This window comes from Candidatus Photodesmus blepharonis, from assembly GCF_000731795.2.
Classification (GTDB): Bacteria; Pseudomonadota; Gammaproteobacteria; order Enterobacterales; family Vibrionaceae; genus Vibrio; species Vibrio blepharonis.
The window spans coordinates 150,659-170,372 of record NZ_JGVK01000027.1 but is presented as its reverse complement, the minus strand read 5'-3'; the positions used below and the strand labels follow the sequence as shown (position 1 = coordinate 170,372).

At 36.8% G+C, this 19,714-nt stretch carries 16 protein-coding genes and 1 pseudogene; 1 reads left to right on the top strand and 16 read right to left on the bottom strand.

The window, feature by feature from the left end:
- Positions 1-2: 2 nt before the first annotated feature.
- The 15 genes and pseudogenes from ccmA to rpsO all read right to left on the bottom strand — a co-directional run bounded on the left by ccmA (position 3) and on the right by rpsO (position 15,522).
- Entirely contained in the window at positions 3-623 is a 621-nt protein-coding gene (ccmA, locus tag CF67_RS03720; RefSeq protein WP_034414573.1) for a cytochrome c biogenesis heme-transporting ATPase CcmA, read from the bottom strand.
- A 117-nt stretch (positions 624-740) separates the two neighbouring features.
- Positions 741-1,205: a DUF2802 domain-containing protein gene (locus tag CF67_RS03715; protein ID WP_034414570.1), complete on the bottom strand. Its 465-nt coding sequence runs from the start codon at positions 1,203-1,205 to the stop codon at positions 741-743.
- Positions 1,195-1,668: a chemotaxis protein CheW gene (locus tag CF67_RS03710; RefSeq protein ID WP_052538100.1), complete on the bottom strand. Its 474-nt coding sequence runs from the start codon at positions 1,666-1,668 to the stop codon at positions 1,195-1,197. The genes CF67_RS03715 and CF67_RS03710 overlap by 11 nt, the downstream gene beginning before the upstream one ends.
- A gap of 11 nt (positions 1,669-1,679) precedes the next feature.
- On the bottom strand, positions 1,680-2,540 hold the full coding sequence (locus tag CF67_RS03705; protein ID WP_052538097.1) for a chemotaxis protein CheW: 861 nt from the start codon (positions 2,538-2,540) through the stop codon (positions 1,680-1,682).
- A complete protein-coding gene (locus CF67_RS03700; RefSeq protein WP_034414566.1) occupies positions 2,527-3,309 on the bottom strand; it encodes a ParA family protein in 783 nt (260 codons plus the stop codon). The genes CF67_RS03705 and CF67_RS03700 overlap by 14 nt, the downstream gene beginning before the upstream one ends.
- Positions 3,310-3,320: 11 nt before the next feature.
- A pseudogene (cheB, locus tag CF67_RS03695) lies at positions 3,321-4,337 on the bottom strand (chemotaxis-specific protein-glutamate methyltransferase CheB).
- Between the two features lie 23 nt (positions 4,338-4,360).
- Complete coding sequence (locus CF67_RS03690) at positions 4,361-6,274, bottom strand: chemotaxis protein CheA (RefSeq protein ID WP_034414564.1); 1,914 nt, start codon at positions 6,272-6,274, stop codon at positions 4,361-4,363.
- A 9-nt stretch (positions 6,275-6,283) separates the two neighbouring features.
- Positions 6,284-6,991 carry a protein phosphatase CheZ gene (locus CF67_RS03685; protein ID WP_034414562.1) on the bottom strand — a complete coding sequence of 236 codons (708 nt, stop codon included), beginning with the start codon at positions 6,989-6,991 and terminating at the stop codon, positions 6,284-6,286.
- A gap of 42 nt (positions 6,992-7,033) precedes the next feature.
- Positions 7,034-7,402, bottom strand: coding sequence for a chemotaxis response regulator CheY (cheY, locus tag CF67_RS03680; RefSeq protein ID WP_034414559.1), 369 nt, complete (start codon positions 7,400-7,402; stop codon positions 7,034-7,036).
- 46 nt (positions 7,403-7,448) lie between these two features.
- The gene (locus CF67_RS03675; RefSeq protein WP_034414556.1) at positions 7,449-8,177 is read right to left on the bottom strand and encodes an RNA polymerase sigma factor FliA; all 729 of its coding nucleotides are present in this window, start codon (positions 8,175-8,177) and stop codon (positions 7,449-7,451) included.
- Entirely contained in the window at positions 8,170-9,057 is an 888-nt protein-coding gene (locus tag CF67_RS03670; RefSeq protein WP_034414752.1) for a MinD/ParA family protein, read from the bottom strand. Before CF67_RS03670 ends, CF67_RS03675 begins: the two co-directional genes overlap by 8 nt.
- 13 nt (positions 9,058-9,070) lie before the next feature.
- The gene (gene flhF, locus CF67_RS03665) at positions 9,071-10,474 is read right to left on the bottom strand and encodes a flagellar biosynthesis GTPase FlhF (protein ID WP_034414553.1); all 1,404 of its coding nucleotides are present in this window, start codon (positions 10,472-10,474) and stop codon (positions 9,071-9,073) included.
- Positions 10,475-10,505: 31 nt separating this feature from the next.
- The gene (gene flhA, locus CF67_RS03660; RefSeq protein WP_034414549.1) at positions 10,506-12,599 is read right to left on the bottom strand and encodes a flagellar biosynthesis protein FlhA; all 2,094 of its coding nucleotides are present in this window, start codon (positions 12,597-12,599) and stop codon (positions 10,506-10,508) included.
- Between the two features lie 246 nt (positions 12,600-12,845).
- The gene (pnp, locus tag CF67_RS03655; protein ID WP_034414547.1) at positions 12,846-14,972 is read right to left on the bottom strand and encodes a polyribonucleotide nucleotidyltransferase; all 2,127 of its coding nucleotides are present in this window, start codon (positions 14,970-14,972) and stop codon (positions 12,846-12,848) included.
- Positions 14,973-15,252: 280 nt separating this feature from the next.
- Entirely contained in the window at positions 15,253-15,522 is a 270-nt protein-coding gene (rpsO, locus tag CF67_RS03650) for a 30S ribosomal protein S15 (RefSeq protein ID WP_034414544.1), read from the bottom strand.
- A gap of 205 nt (positions 15,523-15,727) precedes the next feature.
- Here rpsO and CF67_RS03645 point away from each other — a divergent pair, with 205 nt between their 5' ends.
- Positions 15,728-16,447, top strand: a complete 720-nt coding sequence (locus tag CF67_RS03645; RefSeq protein ID WP_034414541.1) for a 5'-methylthioadenosine/adenosylhomocysteine nucleosidase — start codon at positions 15,728-15,730, stop codon at positions 16,445-16,447.
- A 32-nt stretch (positions 16,448-16,479) separates the two neighbouring features.
- On the opposite strand, the gene carB is transcribed toward CF67_RS03645, so the two are convergent.
- Positions 16,480-19,710, bottom strand: coding sequence for a carbamoyl-phosphate synthase large subunit (gene carB, locus CF67_RS03640; protein WP_034414539.1), 3,231 nt, complete (start codon positions 19,708-19,710; stop codon positions 16,480-16,482).
- Positions 19,711-19,714 lie beyond the last annotated feature (4 nt).

The window sequence follows — 19,714 nt, the reverse complement described above, 5'->3', positions numbered from 1 at the left end:
CTTTAAGTACCTAATCTTATTTTTCTTAATTTTGAATTGTTAATAAACATATCTTGGTGAGTGGTTAGCATCAAAATTCCCCCCTCTTTTACATGTGTTAAAAATAATTTCTTCAAGATTTTTGTACCTTGAGAATCTATTGCTGTCATTGGCTCATCTAAAATCCACAATTTTTTCTTGCTTAACCATAACCTAGCCAGCGCAACACGATGTTGTTGACCAGCAGACAGCTGAGCAACAGGTACATCTTCGGAACCCACTAAACCAACTTTAGCTAAGGCCCGATAAATTATATTTCTATTATTTAAATCAGGTGCATGAATACACTGGTAAAAATTAAGATTCTCAAATGCAGTCAATTCACGCTTCAGACCAGTTTGATGACCGAGAAACAGCAAATGCTGATGAAAAATATCCCGATTAATTGCAATATTTTCATTATTCCAATATACCTCTCCATCATCACAACTACCAAAGCCAGCGATAATACGCAATAGTGTCGTCTTGCCTGCACCGTTGTAGCCTTCTATTTGGACAAGTTCACCAAATTTTATTTTAAAAGAAAGAGATTTAAAAATAATTCTATCATTACGAATAGACGTTAGGTGCTTAACTTCAAGCATATTCTGTCATCATGAAAATACATAAAGTGTATACTATCACAGTTATTCCTAGGCAAAAGAAACAAAAAATAATTTGAACCCCTTTTCATCTTTAAATCAAGATAAAAGCAACCTCACTTAAGATTTTGTATCCGGATTTATCTCAAGTGGTGGAATTTTTTCCTGCCCTGTCAACTTTTTTTGAAGAGACATCATAAACTCGGCTTCCGCTTTCGGTAACTCACACTCTTCAATTAACTCATGTAACTCTGCGCCTAACTGAACCATCTTAGTGGCTCTAGTATAAAGACGATCATTATCATCTGTATACTCTAACTTAAAAACCCTCTCTCTAAGATTCTCTACAACACCTTGTTGTCCACTGACCTTTTCTCCGAGACCCACGACTATTGAACGAAACTCCAATAATTGCTGATTTGCCTTGCGTAGCCTTTTCTCTAGCTCTTTTATTTCTTTATTTTGACGTTTTTCTTTGCTTGAGATCCAAAACCTTAAACGCAATACCAATAGAACAAAAACAAGTGTGAGTAAGGCAACAACACTCAAAAAAATTGGAGTGTTTAATAAAAATTTAATCACCATTATGATAAGTTATCTCATTCCATTCTTCGTTAGAGAGTAGCTGATTAAGATCGATCAAAATCAATAATTTTCCATCTCGGTTACTAACGCCTTGAATAAACTTAGAATTTTCGTCACTACCAATACTTGGAGTAGTATCAATTTCAGAAGAACGTAAATAGACTACCTCTGCGACACTGTCAACTAAAATACCAATTACTTGAGATTCAGATTCAATCACAATAATACGTGTATTGTCTGTAATTTTACCTTCTTCCAAACCGAAACGAGAACGCGTATCAATAACTGTTACGACATTACCACGCAAATTAATAATACCTAACACATAGATAGGAGCACCTGGTACTGGAGCAATTTCAGTATGACGTAATACTTCACGTACTTGCATCACATTGATACCGTAAGTTTCTCCCTCTAATTGGAACGTAACCCATTGGAGAACCTCTTCATTAGATTGAGACATATTTTCCCTCTTTAAGTCTGTGTCGAAACTAATATATTGTTTAATGCTTTTATATCAAGACCCGCACTAAGCATAACCACTAATGCTTCAACGTAAATCAAAGCACACATTTTTTCTTTTATCATACCTGAAAGCCAAGGTTGTCTACCTGTATTTTTACGCCAGTAGATTTTATCTATATCTAAAATTTCAGTACTTTTTACGTCAGTACTTGCCAAGCCCCACGTGCTTTTTCCAAGCATTACTATATACTGATACGGTTTCCTATAATCTTCGCAATTACCTTTTCCAGATAATCCCCATTGCACAGCATCGACAACATTAAGCTTACTATTTTTATTAATCTGTAATCCTAAATACCAATTAGGTTTTCCTATTAAATGATTTAACTTCTTAATACGATAAACACCGCCTAGTTCATCTAAAGGAACAGCAAAAGTAATAGCATTAATTTCGAAATATAGCACTGGAATTTTTTTAATACGCTTAACATTCCAGTTGGAAAATTGACTGCTAATACCCTGAATTTTTTCTACAACTGATACATCTTTTTTTTCAATTCGAAGGGTCTCCTCCTTTTCAAAAAATTCCTCAAACCCTAATTTTTCATTCGACTTACTTGATTCTAATTGGCTTAAAAGTCCTTCAACATTTTGAAGATAGGAAATCTTAGTCTCTCTATCTTCTAGTAAATAGCAACTTCCTTCCCTTGATCTTGCTTTTCTAAGCATTTGCAATTCTATTTCTGTAGATAAATTTATTTCTTCAAGATCTTCAACAACTGAATATTCATCCTCTCCATCAAGTAAAGCTGAAAAATAATCTTCGAGAACTCGTTTACTAGAAAATAATAGATCATTATTCATCATCATTTAATCTTTCCAGATATAAAAGTAACTGACTATAGGCCATGAGACCACGGCTGCGACTATATGTCGTAAAATGAGATATGGGTAAATGCCTTAAACTAGCATCTCGAAATTTAGTATCAATTGGTACCGCTGAATCCCACATCCAATTCGAATATTTTTTTTTAAGCTGATTGAGTGTTTTTAAAGAAGCATTAGTCCGTTTATCGTACATCGTTGGTATAATTGTTATTTTAAAACTTCTATCACGAGATTTTTGCATCATCCCTAATGTACGAAGCATCCATTCTAGACCTTTCATAGCTAAAAACTCTGTCTGTACTGGAATGAGTACACGATCACTCGCCGCTAAGGCATTCACCATCATAACACCTAAAATAGGGGGAGAATCGATCAAAACATAATCATAATCATTATATAACTCAAATAAGGCTCGCTTCAAAATAAGCCCCATTCCGCTCTTGTTTACTATGACTCGATCTAATGTCGCCAATGAAATATGTCCAGGAACAATATCAACTCCATGCATATTCGTTTTCAAAATTATTGAAAGAATGTTTTGTTTCCTAATTTTTTTAAATTGAAAAAGTTCAAATAAACTCATATGGATGGTATCGCGATTATAGCCAAGATAAGCTGTTAAAGAACCATGCGGATCAGTATCAATCAACAAGATCTTCTTATTTTGTTTACTCAACAAACCGGCTAGAGTTATAGTGGTAGTTGTTTTGCCAACTCCCCCTTTTTGGTTCGCGGTACTCCAAACAATCACTATTAATCCTCTTATAATACAACAACTTCGACTAACATTCGTTCAGCTATAAGATCCAACGGTAAATTTTCAGTCGAGATACCGGTTTTTACTACAACTTCAGGCATCCCACACACGGCAAAACTCTCTTCATCATTGAGTCCAAATAGTAGCACCTGTTTTTTTAGGGCACGAGCTCCCATTCCAGTTAATAGCATAGATAATACTTGACCAGAATAAATCTTCGCGACAGAATTAAAAGTAACATCAACGCACGGTTGATAATTCATTCCTGCTCCATCATCAGTAATCTGCAAGTTAGCAGAGAACCAGGCTGATTCACCAATCATCGTCCGTTTTCCACCAGGAGCTAAATAAGCAACACCTGGGAAAAGTATATCGCCGTCTTTTGCTTATACACAGTTAGTTCAAACGACTCGCGAAAGCCGTTGTAAACGTTGCTGGCATATGCTGAATCAGCACAATTAAGATGTGGATAATTAGCCGGTAACTGAGCAAGAATTTTCTGTAGTGCAACTGGACTAGCTACTGATGCACCTATAGCAGTCAACTGATACTTTTTGTCGGATGCTTTAAAACGCGAAAAAGAAACACCAGCACTCCTTTTCTCAAGAAGCGTTCGTTGTACCGACACACTTTTTTTTATTTTAGAAATTTGAAGAACTCTCTCTTTAAGCAAGCTAACTCCTTCATTTTGATTATAGGAAATAGCTTCAAAATTTTTAGGTAAAAAATCTAACGCTCCAGCATCTAATTTGACTTTTTCTCCGTTATAACCCAAAGATGAAAACATAAGAATAGGAGTCGGACATGTTGCCATAATTTTTCTTATAGCAGCTATACCATTCACAACAGACATCTCTAATATCCGTAATAATAACTCTGGCTTTAAACATTTAATCTTCTCAACAGCATCTTTTCCATTAATAGCAACATCAATGACTTCTAAACGTAACTGAGTTAATGATTTCGCTGATTCTATGACGAAAAAAGCTTAAATCATCAACAACTAATACTTTTATCAACATAGTTTTCCTTTCAAAAAAGCAATTTAAATCCGAAAAATAGCTGCATACTGCTTTAATAAATCTGGAACATCCAAAATCAGCGCGATATGACCATCACTTGCAATTGTTGCACCAGCCATTCCTGGAGTACCTTGAAGAAGATTATCTAACGGTTTGATAACTACCTCTTCTTGTCCAATTAAAGCATCCACAACAAAACCGACTCGTTGTACTCCGATTTGGACAATAACAACATGGCCATGTCCTTCACTCTCTTTAATCGAATCTGATTTTGGAATTAACCATTCTTGCAAATAAAATAGTGGAATAGATTTATCACGAACAATAATAGTCAATTGACCATCAACAACATTGGTACGACTGAGATCCAAATGAAAAATCTCATTTACATTTGCAAGTGGCAAAGCAAATGGATATTTACCAACTCCTATTATTAAGGTTGGTAAAATAGCTAACGTTAAAGGAACCTGAATAGTAATCTTAGTGCCCTTACCTATTTCAGAATCGATATCAATAGAACCATTCAAAGTATTGATCGCAGTTTTTACAACGTCCATACCAACACCACGACCTGAAATATCTGATACATTTTCTTTACTAGAAAAACCAGGCATAAAAATTAGATTAAAACATTCTTTGTTATCTAAACGAGAAGCAGTATCTTTATCCATCAAACCACGTTGCACTGCAATTTTACGCAATTTATTAGGATCCATACCAGCACCATCATCAGTAATAGAAAGTTCGATATGATCGCCTTCTTGGGAGGCTGAAAGAATAACTTTACCAACACGGGATTTACCTAAGACTATGCGATCGTCTGGTATCTCAATACCATGATCAACTGAATTTCGAATTAAATGGACTAATGGATCTGCTAAAGCTTCAACTAAATTTTTATCTAAATCAGTATCTTCACCATTCATTTCTAAAGAAATATCTTTTTTCAGACTACGAGCTAAATCACGAACTACTCTTGGAAATCGACCAAATATTTTCTTGATCGGCTGCATACGAGTTTTCATTACAGCACCTTGTAAATCTGCCGTAACAATATCTAAATTAGACACTGCCTTAAACATTTCTTGATCGCTACTGTTTAAACCTAAGCTTAATAAACGATTACGGACAAGAACTAATTCACCCACCATATTCATAATAGTATCAAGTGTTGAAGTATCTACACGAACCGTAGTTTCAGAAACTTGAATTTTTTTCAACTGAGTAGTAGGTTCTAACTGTTCTGAAATAGAAGTACCGGGAGCCAACATTGGCTTTGGACCTTGACCTAAACCATGTAAATCATCTAATAATTCTTCAAATTCATCCTCTGTCATTAAATTGTCATTGTTTGACTTAACTGTTGAATCTTTTAAAGTTGAAAGTTTAACATTTCTTCTGGATGCTCTTTGAGAAGAACCGTGCAGCTCATCTAATAGCTTACTAAATTCATCTTGAGAAATATCATCAACTGCTCCACCCGTTTCGGATTTCTTTTCAATAGCATCATTTAACTCTTGAGAAATTAATTCATGACCATTATCAAGTTCTGGTTTGGATAAATACTGCAACTCATTCAACAAATTTTGATTTACTGGAATTAACGGCTCCTTCCGTTGAAGAGCTTGAAATTGCTCATTTACAGAGTCAAGTACCCGAAGCATAGTATCCATCAAACCTGAAGTTACTGAACGTTGTCCATTTCTTAAGATATCAAAAACATTTTCTGCACCATGACAAATATCAACAAGCGCAGATAAGGAAAGAAATCCAGCGCCACCTTTAACTGTATGAAAACCACGAAAGATTGCATTAAGTAAATTTTTATCTTCAGGATTATTTTCGAGTTCAACTAGCTGCTCAGAAAGTAAATCAAGTATTTCACATGCTTCTGCCAAAAAATCCTGCAGAATATCTTCATCTAAATCGTAGCTCATACCTACTCCTTAAAACCCAAGACTTGCAAGCAAATCGTCCACTTCATCTTGAGATGAAACTACATCATCTTCTTTCTTTTTAGCATTCAAAACAGGTCCAGAAGGTTCAAGTGATACCTTTTGATTATTTTTTTTCTCTTTATTTTGATTTTCTCCAAATACAGTTAAAATCTGAACAAGCCTAAATTCAACCTCACTTACTAATGTAATGACACCTTGAATCATTTGACCTGTTAAGTCCTGAAAATCTTGAGCTGTTAATATTTGAGTGAGCTGCTTTTTTAATCCAGGGTTATTGCGTTCAGCTTTACTCAACAACTCATCGATTTTGTGACAAAGTGATTTAAACTCAGCTAATTTTATCCTTCCAGACATAAGTTCATTCCATTGAGGTCGCACTTCAAGCAAAACACTATGAAAATTTTCGACAATAAGCATACATTCATCAACAGCATCCATAGTTTTATTCGCTGCTAACCTAGTTTTATCAATAACATACTGAAGTCGTTCTTTCGCATTCGGAATTTCATTATTGGTAATTTCATCTAAATTAAACTCTTTAAGAGAATCATGTAAATCACGAGTCAAAATTCCTATTTCCTGAAGCATAGCGTTTTCGCTACCTTCATAAATTACTTTTACAAGTATATCAGCTTCCTCCTGTTGTCCTTGTTCTAGCAATTTAATAAGTTGCTTTGCCTGTTCTAATGAAATCATTTAAAATTAGCCTTACTGATTAATTGAAACTTACAAAAACGCTCATAGCCGCTCAAAAATTTTCTCTAATTTTGCTTTAAGAGTGGCAGCTGTAAAAGGTTTTACAATATAACCATTTACTCCTGCTTGCGCCGCTTCAATAATTTGCTCACGTTTTGCTTCAGCAGTGATCATCAATACTGGAAGATGTTTAAGTTCGTTATCAGCACGAATACTTTTTAGTAAATCAATACCCTGCATGCCTGGCATGTTCCAATCTGTAACAATAAACTCAACCCCTCCTCTTTTCAACATAGGTAATGCGGTAAGACCATCGTCAGCTTCTTGCGTATTATTAAAACCTAAATCACGAAGTAAATTTTTAACGATACGACGCATTGTCGAAAAATCATCAACAATAAGAATTTTCATATTTTTATTCAAAATTACCTCCAGTGAAATCTAACATTATTAATTATCATTCATATTCTATCCAATCACCTAACTTCATACGTAAACGCTTCATTGATTGGCTAAGTATTTGGCTTATACGAGACTCACCTACACCAACGATTTCACCAATCTCTTTTAAGTTTAACTCTTCATCGTAATAAAGCGAAAGCACTAAAGCCTCACGCTGTGGTAACATTTTGATCGAATCTATCAATTCTTTACGAAAAGATTCCTTAACAACTCCATTGAATGGAGTATCATCCTCACTTCCCGAAGATATAGAATCATCTGATATTCCTAAATCTTCAAGCCCTATCAATCGAGAAGAGTTCACATCTATCAAAATAGTATGATACTGATCAAGCGACATATTTAAGTGTTTCGCAACTTCAAAATCAGTTGGGCAACGGTTAAGTTTACCTTCAAGAAAGGAAACTGCTTGACTAATCTCTCGATTACGCTTGTGTACAGAACGAGGAATCCAATCACCACGTCTAATATCATCTAACATTGCACCACGAATACGAATTCCAGCGTAAGTTTCAAAACTAGCTCCTTTCATTCCATCGTAATTTTTTTTAGCCTCAAGTAACCCAATCATTCCTGATTGAATCAGATCTTCAACCTGAACACTAGGTGGTAAACGACCTAATAAATGATGCGCAATACGCTTAACTAACACAGAATGTTTCTCTAAAAAAAACTTTTGACTATTGTCATTGGTAAATTGCTCATAAGTCAGCGCTTTATTCACCAAATGATTCTCCCATCCCTGCTTGATTATTAAGTAGCCGTTCTAGAAAAAATTCTAAATGACCACTTGGCGTTTTAGGGGCAGGCCATGTTAAAATTTTATTGGCTAAAGAGCTAATCGCTAACGCTGCTGGAGAACGAGGAAAAGCATCAACAACAATTTTTTGCTTTTTAACTGATTGACGAACCTTATCATCTAATGGAATACATGCTACAAGTTCAAGAGTTACATTCAAAAACCTTTCTGCAACAAAAGTTAATTTCGCGAATAGTTCTCTTCCTTCACGATAACTTCTAACCATATTCGCAACAACTTTAAACCGTTGTACATGATGATCTTTGCTTAAAAGCTTAATTAAAGCGTATGCATCAGTGATTGAAGTAGGCTCATCACATACCACCACAATAACATCTTGAGCAGCTCTTGAAAAACTAATAACCATATCGGAAATACCTGCAGCAGTATCTATGAGCATTACATCCATATCCTCTTCTAGGCTACTAAATGCGCGAATCAATCCTGCATGCTGCGCATAAGATAATTCCGTCATACTTCGCGTTCCAGAAGTCGCTGGAATAATTCGGATACCATATGGACCTTCAACAATGGCATCTTTAAGTGCACATTTCCCTGTTAAAACATGACCTAAATTACGTTTTGGACGAATACCTAGCATAACATCAATATTAGCCAAACCTAGATCTGCGTCTAGCACCATAACCTTCCTGTCTTGACGAGCTATACAAATCGCGAGGCCTAAAGCGACGTTAGACTTACCCACTCCACCTTTTCCACCAGTAACAGAAATCACTTTGGTTAAAGACGGTTGTGCTAAGCGACGCAAGCCGCTAGCTTGATCATGTATCATGTTATCTATCATAATTTTTCGCCGCTTAAAGCCCATCATCCAAATCATGATTCCAATAATGAGGCTTGTTATCTATCGACTTTTCCAATAATTCACTTGCTTTTTCAACCATATATTTGGGTTGTGCTAAAACAATGTCTTCGGGAACACGTTGACCATTTGCTATATAAACCACGGGTAATGCATTTTGTACTATTACACTAACGAATTCACCTAAACCCAACGATTCATCAAGCTTAGTCATAATACAACCAGCAAGTGGAATTTTTCTAAAATGTTCAATAGTTTCTTGTAGTACTTCTCTCTGTGCGGTTGCAGACAGCACCAAATAGCTGTGAATTACTTCACCACTTTCTTGAATTAAAGTATCTAGTTGTTCGGATAAACGTACATCACGTTGTCCCATTCCAGCAGTATCAACTAAAATCAGGCGACGATTTCTTAATTGATATACTATATCAGCTAATTCATTGGAATTTTTAGCAATTTTTACCGGAGATCCCATTATTTTTCCATAAATAGAAAGCTGCTCATATGCGCCAATACGATAAGTATCAGTACTCACCAATGCAACATTATCTGAACCATATTCCATAGCAGCTCTTGTAGCTAATTTAGCAATCGTTGTCGTTTTACCTACTCCAGTTGGACCAAGTAAAGCAACGATTCCACCATGTTTTAAAATATCGTTTTTTGACACAGGAATTTGATCGGCCACTAAGCCAAGTAAAGCCTTCCATGCTTTTGTTGGTGGCGTATTTTCCGGAATATAGCAAGCAAGTTGATCTGCAAGTTCAGATGCAACTCCCATTCGCTCTAAGCGTTTTATGAGCATAGCGCGTAGAGGCTCTCGTCGCTCTATCTCTTGCCACATTAAACCTGAAACTTGCTCTTCAAGCAAACGACGAATAGATGTCATTTCTTCATGCATTCCCTCTAGTCCCTTCGAGATTAATTGAGTTAACACTGACTTAGAATCAGGACTTATCCCATCACTGTTGGATACATTCTTGTTACTTGGTCTTTTCAAGGGTGCTGACAATGAATCTTCATTCCCTAATTTTTTATCAAAATCCATCTGATGAGAATTTTCACCATAATTCTTAAGTAAATTAGCAAATCGTTCAACAGAATGAGTAGTATCGACAGTAAATTTTGATTTCAAACTAACCTTATCCGTTTTCAATTGACTCAATATTGATTGAGTCATCGGACTGTACGACGATAATTGTGTTGGACTACTTTTCAATTCAGAATTACGTTTACTCTTCAAATAAGTATTAACCTGCTCACCATCAACTGCTGCAACAATTTCCACACCGCCTGTAATTTTTTTATTTGACATAATTACAGCTTCAGAGCCAAACTCCTCTTTTACTTGAAGTAGTGCTGAACGCATGTCTTTCGCGAAAAAACGTTTAATCTTCAAAGTATATATCCATCGCTGAATCGTCTATAGATCAATTACCAATTGCCCGCACGATTCGAATTTGTTTTTCATCTGGAATTTCCTGATAAGAAAGTACTCTTAAGGAAGGAATAGTGCTCTTAACAAATTTAGCAAGTGTCGAACGTAATACTCCAGAAGTCAGCAGCACGGCAGGCTCACCTTTCAGTTCTTGCTCTTGAGTTACTTGACCTAATGAAGTCTGTAAACGCTCTGCTAACCCCGGCTCAATACCAGAAGATTCCCCACCTGATACCTGTATAGCTTGATGCAATATTCGCTCCAATTCAGGAACTAAAGTTATCACTGGTAATTCTTCCTCTACTCCATTGATTTCCTGAACAATTAATCTTCTCAACGAAATACGCACAGCAGCTGTTAAAATGTCAGATTCTTGACTTTTACTAGCATGTTCAGATAAAGTTTGCACGATAGTTCGTATATCTCGAATAGGGACTGCTTCATTTAATAAATTTTGCAAAACTTTTACAACAATTCCTAGTTGAAGTTGATCAGGCACAAAATTTTCAACTAACTTAGGTGTACTACGTGCTAAAATTTCTAATAAATTTTGAACTTCTTCATACCCAATTAGTTGAGCTGCGTTGTTAGTTAACACTTGACTAAGATGTGTAGCTAATACTGTTGGTGCATCTACGGTTGTATAACCTAATGCTTGTGCATGCTCTCTTTGTTCTCCTCGGATCCAAACTGCTTCTAAACCAAATGCAGGATCTATAGTCTTCTCTCCTTCAATTACACCATACACCTGACCTGGATTGATTGCTAATTCCTCTTCAGGACGAATTTCTGCTTCTCCAACAACAACCCCCATTAAGGTAATGCGATATCCATTCGGTGTAAGCTCTAAATTATCTCGAATATGCACAGCAGGAATAAGAAAACCAAAATCCTGAGATAGCTTTTTACGCACTCCCTTAATTCGATCTAAAAGCTCGCCACCTTGTTCACGATCAACTAGTGGAATAAGTCTATAACCCACTTCTAAACCAATGACATCTACAGGTTGTACATCTCCCCAAGACAATTCTTTCTGCCTAAAAATATCTGCCTCTTTTTCATCTGTAAGCTTTGTTTTTTCAATCTTTTTTTTCTGCTGATTAAAAATCCAGTATGCAGCTGCAACAGATAAAACAGCCAAAATTAAAAAAGAAAAATGCGGCATACCAGGTACAGCCCCCATAACCCCTAAAATACCAGAAGTAATCATGAGAGCCTTAGGATTATTAAATAGCTGAAAGATAACTTGTTGACCCATATCTTCGTCAGTACTCTGTCGAGTTACCATAATCGCTGCACCAATTGAAAGTAACAACGAAGGAATTTGTGCAACTAAGCCATCACCAATAGTTAACAAAGCATAAATTTGTATTGCTTCACTGAACCTTACATTGTATTGGATCATCCCAATCAAGAGTCCGCCAACAATATTTATAAAAAGAATTAGAATACCAGCAACAGCATCTCCTTTAACAAACTTGGAGGCACCATCCATTGAACCATAGAAATCAGCTTCTTTAGTTACCTCAAAACGGCGAATTCGTGCTTGATCTTGATCAATAAGACCTGCATTTAAATCAGCATCAATAGCCATTTGCTTGCCTGGTAAAGCATCGAGCGTAAAACGCGCACTTACTTCAGAAATACGTCCTGCGCCTTTAGTGACAACCATGAAATTAATAATCATCAATATAAAAAATACGACTAGACCAACAGCGTAATTACCACCAATAACCACGTTGCCAAAAGCCTCAATAACGCTACCAACAGCTCCAAAACCTTCATGACCATGAAGAAGCACTATACGAGTCGACGCAACATTAAGCGCTAATCTAAATAAAGTTGCAATGAGAAGGATTGTAGGAAATGCAGAAAAATCTAATGGTCTGCGAGTGTAAAACGTTACTAATAAAACTACCATAGATAAAGCAATATTAAATGTAAAAAACAAGTCAAGAACAAATGCTGGAATTGGTAAAACGACCATTGCTAAAGTAGCTAAAACCATAATTGGAGCACCAACTATAGGAATCGCACCTTGTAGAAGCGACGGTAATTTACCTGTCAACGGATAAATAAACTTCATAGATCAAATTGGCATCAAATTATTGAATAATCAGAAAATAAAAAACATAAGATTTTGATATCTATAGGAATGTACTCGTCGCTTCAATAAGAAAAACTTTATGCATCACTTTCCGAAGTTTAATAGACGTTAATTAACAAAATTAAGGAAGCAAAATGCTCCCTTGTCCTCCAATCATGTACTGTTAACAACACTAAAGATGTATAGAAGCCACGCTATATTTCATAAATAATAGCAGTAATAGAATTATTCAATTTCTGCATCCGCAATATCTATTTTAACTGTTCTTTTTGCTGCTTCCTTCATGCTTAGACGAATCCGTCCCTGACGATCTACTTCCAGTACTTTGACTTGAATTTCTTGACCTTCTGACAAATAGTCAGATACTTTCTCAATACGCTTATCAGCAATTTGAGAAATATGTACTAAACCATCCTTACCAGGTAGAATAGTGACAAATGCACCAAAATCAGCCAAGCGAACAACCTTACCTACATAAACAGCTCCAACCTCAACTTCAGCTATTAAAGCTTTAATACGATTAATTGCATCTTTGGCTTGTTCATCAGAAGTTGCAGCAATTTTAATTATACCATCGTCTTCGATTTCAATTGTACTTCCTGTCTCCTCACAAAGAGCACGAATAACAGCACCACCCTTACCAATTACATCACGGATTTTATCAGTATGAATTTTCATGGTGTGAATACGTGGAGCAAATTCAGAAATTTCTTTGCGCGCACTAGAAATTGCTTTATCCATCACAGATAAAATATGCTTACGCGCACTCTGCACTTGACTCAAAGCAATTTGCATAATTTCCTTAGTAATTCCTTCTATTTTAATATCCATTTGAAGGGCAGTAATACCCTCGCTAGTACCTGCTACTTTAAAATCCATATCACCTAAATGATCTTCATCACCGAGAATATCAGAAAGAACAACAAAATTATCCCCTTCTTTCACTAGTCCCATAGCAATACCAGCAACAGAAGATTTGATGGGCACACCAGCATCCATAAGTGCTAAGGAAGCGGCACAAACAGAAGCCATCGAAGAAGAACCGTTAGATTCTGTAATTTCGGATACTATACGAACTGTATATGGAAATTCTTCAAGAGAGGGCATAACTGCTGTGATACCACGCTTAGCTAGTTTTCCATGACCAATTTCTCGACGCTTAGGTGAACCTATAAAACCAGTTTCACCTACACAATAAGGAGGAAAATTATAATGCAGCAAGAAGTGTTCTTTGTGCTCACCTGTCAATTCATCAATGACTTGTGCATCACGCTGAGTACCCAAGGTCACAGCAACAACTGCTTGAGTTTCACCACGAGTAAACATGGCAGAGCCATGGGTACGAGGAAGAATGCCAGTACGTACATCTAACGCACGAATCATATCTTTACCTCTACCATCAATACGCGGCTTACCGGCAATAATACGAGCACGTACTACTTTTTTTTCCAAAGCAGAAAGCAAGTTACGAATCTCATTTTCATCCAATTTCTCATCTTCTTCTAACAATGCTTCAACAACATCATTCTTAATTAAAGCAACTTGCTCATAACGAGCTAGTTTTTCTGTAATTTGGTATGCATCAGCAAAACGATTTCTTGCATATTCAGAGATACGAGCCTTGAGTTGGACATTCTCTAATGGCGCTTTCCACTCCCAAGCCGGCGTCGCAACTTCAGCCGAAAATGCTTTTATTGCATCAATTACAACTTGTTGCTGTTTATATCCAAAATCCACTGCAGAAAGCATTTCTTCCTCAGTTAAGTTATCAGCTTCAGATTCAACCATAAGCACTGCGCTCTCAGTACCTGCAACAATTAAATCAAGCCTAGAAATTGCTAATTCTTTATTACTTGGATTAAGAAACAATTGACTATCTAAATAACCGACACGAGCTGCACCGATTGGACCGTGAAATGGGATACCAGATATAGCAAGCGCTGCCGAAGTTCCAATCATTGCAACCACATCAGGTTGAATATCAGGATTAACTGACATCACTGTTGCAATAACCTGTACTTCATTTCTAAAAAACTCCGGAAATAAAGGACGAATCGGACGATCGATTAGACGTGCCGTTAATATTTCACCTTCAGACGGCCTCCCTTCACGTTTAAAAAAACCACCAGGAATTTTACCTGCTGCATAGGCGCGTTCCTGATAATTCACTGTCAAAGGAAAGAAATCTTGACCTTCTACCGATTTTTTTTTACCAACCACAGATACAAATACTGCTGTATCGTCCATAGTGGCCATTACTGCTGATGTAGCTTGACGCGCAATGACGCCAGTCTCTAAGGTAACTGTATGGTTTCCGTACTGAAATGTCTTAACAACCGGTTTTTCGAACATTGTAATTCCTTGCACTAAGCAAAACTTAGATTGAGTTAATGATAAACGTACATTAAAAATCGCAACCAGAAAAAAGTATTAGTACATTGCAAATAGCTAAATCTTCAATGAACTTATGATCAGCTTCAACAAATATAACCTTAACACAATTAACAGCAAAAAAACTTTGGAAGCAACCTCGATTTGGAATAGTATAAACTACAGAGATTGTTTGGGAAAGTTTGGAGAATAAAAAAAGGGCTTTCGTGCCCCTTTTATAAACAAACTTAAAATTATGAATTTATCGACGTAAATCCAAGCGTTCTATTATACGTTGGTAACGAATGAGATCTTTAACTTTTAAATAATCAAGAAGTTTACGACGGCGCGAAACCATAAATAAAAGACCGCGACGACTATGATGATCACCCTTATGAATTTTAAAATGATCTTGTAGATTATTAATTGAAGCTGTCAGCAAAGCTGCTTGAACTTCTGGCGAACCGGTATCGCTTTCGCTCTTGGCATATTCAGCGATAATCGCTGCTTTAGTTTGTTTATTTAGAGACATAATTTCCTCTTACGAAGATAAGAATAAGTTTCTTAAGTAGCAGTAGTCAATCTCTCTGCTTCGAACTACCACGTAGAACTCGGAATTATAAGTAGATTAATTAAACATATCAACCTACCTGGCATTCGATTACAATATTTTTTGGCAAAAATATTTCTCATAGTATACTCATTCCAAGTTCACTTTTCTAAAATATAATAACACGATGAGAATTGGCATTCTAGCTGCGATGCAACAAGAGGTTTCCATTTTAAAAGAAAATATGTCCCTGACTAAGGTGACAAGCGCAAATAACTGTAAGTTCTTTTTTGGTAAACTAAACGATATAAACATAGTAGTTAATCAATCTGGTATCGGAAAAGTTGCAGCGACAATTGGTGTAGCCACTCTTTTGGAAAAATACCAATCCAATATTATCATCAACATAGGATCCGCGGGCGCCTTCAGTGCTAATCTTAACCCTAGCGATATCGTCATTGGAAGCAAACTATGTTATCACGATGTGAACATGACTGGATTTGGGTACAAAATGGGAAAAATGGCAGGTCAACCGTTAGTTTTCTCCAGCGACCAAGAACTTGTCAGACTTGCTAAGAGAGCTTCTTCTCAAATTGAAACACATGTAATGGAAGGCCTCATCTGTACAGGTGACACTTTCGTCTGTAATACCAAACATCGAAAATTCATCCAAAAATATTTTCCATCAGCTGTTGCAGTTGAAATGGAAGGGGCGGCCGTTGCTCAAACTTGTCATCAATTTAATGTACCGTTTATCGTAGTACGCGTGATTTCTGATGTCGCTAACCATAACTCAGCAGAAAACTTTAAAAAGCTGCTCCCAGATACTATACCAAAGATTTTGTCAGAAGTAACAATTGAAATACTTAAATTAATGAAAGTAAGCATGCACTCCAAGAAACCATAGTATTTTTTAAAAAAATTCTTACTGTTATATCATCAACTCAAACTTCTCTTAATTCTTTCATGCAATTCCTGAATCGAGGTTACTGTGTGAGAGTCATCGACCGCATACGCCATACAAGTTGCAAATGCTGCATTTAATGTTGTTGTATAATTCACTTTCTCGATCAGTGCACTACGACGCAAAACTCTTGAATCTTCAATCGCTTGTCGACCTGAAGTGGTGTTCACGATATAGTCATACTCGTTATTTTCGATACGGTCAAGAATATGTGGATGTCCTTCATGAACCTTATTAACCAAACGAGAATTAATACCGGCCTCGCTAAGAGCAATTGCAGTCCCATGAGTTGCATCTAATTGATAACCTAATTTAATCAACTTAAACGCCAAATCTACAGCTCGTTTTTTATCCGCTTCACGTACCGAAAGAAGAACGCGACCACATTTAGGATGCACATCACCGCAACTTAACTTTGCTTTAGCATAAGCTTCATCAAACGTTGTAGCAACGCCCATAACCTCACCGGTTGAACGCATTTCTGGACCTAATAACGGATCAGAACCAGGAAATTTGTTAAACGAAAAAATAGCTTCTTTCACTGAATGATAAGGAGGAATAACCTCTTTTCTAAAACCCTGCAACTCAAGAGATTGCCCAACCATTACACGAGCTGCAATTTTAGCAATTGGTATACCTGTTGCCTTTGAAACAAACGGAACAGTACGTGACGCTCGAGGATTTACCTCGATTAAATATACCTTATTATTCTTAACCGCAAACTGTGTATTCATTGGTCCTAAAACATTTAGTTCAAAGGCAAGCTTCCTTACTTGTACCCGCATGAGATCTTGGATTTCTTGAGTTAATGTACGCGCAGGAAGAGAACATGCAGAATCGCCAGAATGAATACCCGCTTGCTCAATATGCTCCATGATACCACCTATAAGTACATATTTACCATCGCAAACGACATCAATGTCAACTTCAATTGCATCATCAAGAAAATGATCAAGCAGCACTGGTGACTCATTTGAAACACTCACTGCATCGCTAAAATAACGATATAAATCCTGCTCATCGTATACGATTTCCATCGCACGACCACCGAGAACATACGAAGGACGAACTATAAGTGGAAAACCAATTTCCTTTGATTTTTCAATAGCTTGATCTATTTTCATTACTGTTGCGTTGTTAGGTTGAAGTAAACCTAAGCTATCTACGGCTAATTGAAAACGTTCTCTATCTTCCGCATAATCAATAGCCTCAGAGCTCGTACCAATGATTGGTACGCCAGCCTCTTCAAGAGCGCGAGCCAACTTAAGTGGAGTCTGACCACCAAACTGTACAATTACACCCCTTGGTTTTTCAACACGAACAATAGACAGTATATCTTCTAGCGTAATTGGATCAAAATACAGACGATCAGATATGTCGTAATCTGTTGAAACAGTTTCAGGATTGCAATTTACCATGATTGTTTCATAACCATCCTCGCGTAATGCTAATGATGCGTGGACACAACAATAATCAAATTCAATACCTTGACCAATACGGTTGGGACCACCGCCTAAGATCATAATTTTTTCTCTATTGGTAGGATATGCTTCACATTCTTCATCATAAGAAGAATACATATAAGCTGTATTAGAAGCAAACTCCGCAGCACAAGTATCCACACGCTTGTAGACAGGGTGAATTCCATACTGGTTGCGTAAATAACGAACTTGGTTTTCAGAAACATCTAAGATTGTAGACAAACGCGCATCAGAAAAACCTCTGCGCTTCATTTTAGTAAGCACTTGTTTATTAAGACCAGAAAAACCAATAACTTTAATCCTTTTTTCCAAATAAACAATATCTTCAATCTGAGCTAAAAACCAAGGATCAATCTGTGTTAATTGAAAAACCTCATCAACAGACATGTTAGCGCGAAACGCATCGGCAATATACCAAATACGCCAAGAACCTGCTTTTTCTAACTCATAACGAATTTTTATTAATGCATCGGAAGCATCTAAATCAACCATCTCATCAAAACCGCTGACACCCACCTCTAATCCACGTAAAGCTTTTTGCAATGATTCCTGTTGGTTTCGACCTATTGCCATAACTTCACCTACTGACTTCATTTGCGTGCTCAAGCGATCGTTTGCACCTGCAAATTTTTCGAAATTAAAACGAGGAACCTTAGTTACAACATAATCGATAGTTGGTTCAAAAGAGGCAGGCGTTACAGCACCAGTTATCTCATTCATTAACCCATCAAGAGTGAAACCAACTGCTAACTTTGCCGAAATTTTTGCAATAGGGAAGCCTGTTGCCTTTGAAGCTAGAGCAGAAGAACGAGATACTCGAGGATTCATCTCAATCACAACCATACGACCATCTTTTGGATTAATAGCAAACTGCACATTTGCACCACCAGTTTCAATACCAACTTCACGCAACACTGCTAAAGCAGCATTACGCATGAGTTGATATTGCTTATCAGTTAACGTTTGAGCAGGAGCTACAGTGATTGAATCACCAGTATGAATTCCCATTGGATCAAAATTTTCAATTGTGCATACAATAATACAATTATCTATCTTATCGCGTATGACTTCCATCTCATACTCTTTCCAACCAATTAAAGATTCATCAATCAGAAGCTCACTCGTTGAAGACAGATCTAAGCCACGGAGACAAATTTCTTCAAACTCCTCTTCATTGTAAGCAATACCACCACCACTCCCTCCCATAGTAAAAGATGGACGGATAATACAAGGAAAACCAACCATCTCGAGAACAGTATAAGCTTCTTCAATGGTTTTTGCTGTACCAGAGCGAGGGCACTGAAGACCAATAGATCTCATTGCTTTATCGAAACGAGAGCGATTTTCTGCCTTGTCAATAGCATTAGCAGTAGCTCCAATCATTTCAACATTAAATTCTTTTAAAACACCTTGTTTTTCTAACTCTAAAGCACAATTAAGCGCAGTTTGACCACCCATTGTTGGCAAAAGAGCATCCGGACGCTCTTTAAGAATGATCCTGCGTACAACTTCCCAATGAATTGCTTCAATATAAGTTACATCAGCCACATCAGGATCAGTCATAATAGTGGCAGGGTTAGAATTGACAAGAATAACCCGATATCCCTCTTCGCGTAAAGCTTTACAAGCTTGGACTCCAGAATAATCAAACTCACAAGCCTGACCTATGACAATAGGACCTGCACCAAGAATTAAGACGCTTTTAATCTCAATATTTTTTAGCAACTGC